The 1,788-nt window shown below is 64.2% G+C and carries 1 protein-coding gene; it reads left to right on the top strand.

Translation table 11 applies throughout. From position 1 onward, the window contains the following. Nucleotides 1-519: 519 nt before the first annotated feature. The gene (locus GY769_25065) at nt 520-1,716 is read left to right on the top strand and encodes a beta-lactamase family protein (GenBank protein ID MCP4205195.1); all 1,197 of its coding nucleotides are present in this window, start codon (nt 520-522) and stop codon (nt 1,714-1,716) included. The last annotated feature ends 72 nt before the right edge of the window (nt 1,717-1,788 follow it).

Raw genomic sequence — 1,788 nt, 5'->3', positions numbered from 1 at the left:
GCGGCGATCATCGGCGACGCGTGCCCGACGTTCAATTGGCGTGCTGTTGCCGGAGCCAAGGGCTATGAACTGGTGGTGTACCGGCTGGGAGCCGAGAGCGAGGAGGCCCAGCCTGTCCTGCGCGAGACCTTGGCTGGTTCGGCGTCTTCGTGGACTCCGTCTCTCGACCGCTGTTTCGACCGGGTGGTCGTTTCGCATGGGCCGTGCGAGCGCAGGGGCGAAAGGAGGCTTCGGACTGGTCACCTCCGAGACTGTTCGAAGTGGCGTTTGGTCCGAGTGAGACGGAGTTCGAGGAGGCACTTGGGATAGTGCGCAACTACCTCGCCGCTCGGGGTGTGGTGGCAACCTCTTTCACCGGCGACGGTTCGACACTGGAGAATCTCGACCCTGCGCAGCTCTCCACTGGCACGGCCGGGATTGATATCAACGGTACGGCAGCGGCAACCCAGAGCGAGCCGGACGGCCACGAGTCCTCGAAGACAAGAGACCGGCCATGGCCCGAAAGAACAGGAGGTATGCATGAACCAATCTGAAACCAGAACGCGCGTGGGCCTGGTGGCTGTCCTACTTGCCCTTGCGGTGGGCTTGGTCGCCCCCGCCGCCGACGCCGCCAGCACCGGAAAACTCGATCGCTATCTCGGGCGGCAGATGCGCAAGGCGCGAGTGCCGGGCCTGGCGTCCGCGATCGTCGTCGGCGACGAGATCGTTCAGGCCGGTGGCTACGGCTGGGCGAACCCGGAAGAGGAGTCGGCCGTGACTCCCGATACCCTCTTCTATCTCGCTTCGGTCTCGAAACCGCTCACGGCAACAATCGCGATGCGGCTCGTCGACCGCAAGCTCCTCGACCTGGACGCCGACGTCAACCAGTACCTTCCGTTCGAGGTCCACAGCCCCCACTTCCCCGATCAGCCGATCACCCTGCGCCAGCTCTTGACGCACTCCTCATCGATCAGCGATGCGGGATTTTACGCGCGCGGCGACGAGTTCGTGAGCTTCGGCGACTGGCCGGGCTCGCTGATCCAGTTGCTGACCGACTACCTCACCCCCAGCGGGCTCTACTATGACGCCGACACCAGCTTTCGGGACGCTGCTCCACCCGGCTCCCCGTCCGGATACAGCAACGTGGGCATCACCCTCGTGGGCGCGCTGGTGGAAAGCGTCACCGGCGCCCCGTTCGAGACCGCCAGCCACGAGCTCCTTTTCGATCCACTGGGAATGACCGAGTCGAGCTGGTTTCTGGCCAACCTGGACGTCGATCACGTGGCAGTGCCCTGCGCCTGGACCGCCGAGGGTTATGAGGCCTACCCGCACTTCGGACTGGCTGTGTTTCCCGCCGGCAACCTCCGCACGAGCGCGGTACAGCTCGCCAACTTCGCGCGCCTCCATCTGAATCGAGGCAAGTTCGAGGGCCGGCGCATTCTCGAGCGAAAGACGGCATCGAGAATGGTCAGGCTGCAGTCGTCAGGACTCGACCGGGACTGGGGGTTTGGCTTTGAGATCGCTCAGGACGACGAACATCGGATCGCCTCCCATGGTGGAGGTTTCACCGGTGCCATAACCGACCTGTGGCTCGGCCTCGACGAGGGCATCGGAGTCGTCGTGTTGACCAACGGCGAGTCCTGGGTACACGGTGCTTCGAAGGTCCGTGCCTTCTACAAGATCCGGAATCGCCTGATCAAGCAGGCTCGGCGAATCGCCAGGCGCCAGGAAAACTAGCCTCAGGCGCGCGAAGCCGACTTCGAATCCCAAAGTTTCGGAGGCTCTTGCCGCTCGGCGAAGACGCCGTCG

The sequence above is a fragment of the bacterium genome (genome assembly GCA_024224155.1).
Classification (GTDB): domain Bacteria; phylum Acidobacteriota; class Thermoanaerobaculia; order Multivoradales; family JAHEKO01; genus CALZIK01.
The sequence above is the reverse complement of the archived record's forward strand: the minus strand, read 5'-3'. Positions and strand labels throughout refer to the sequence as shown.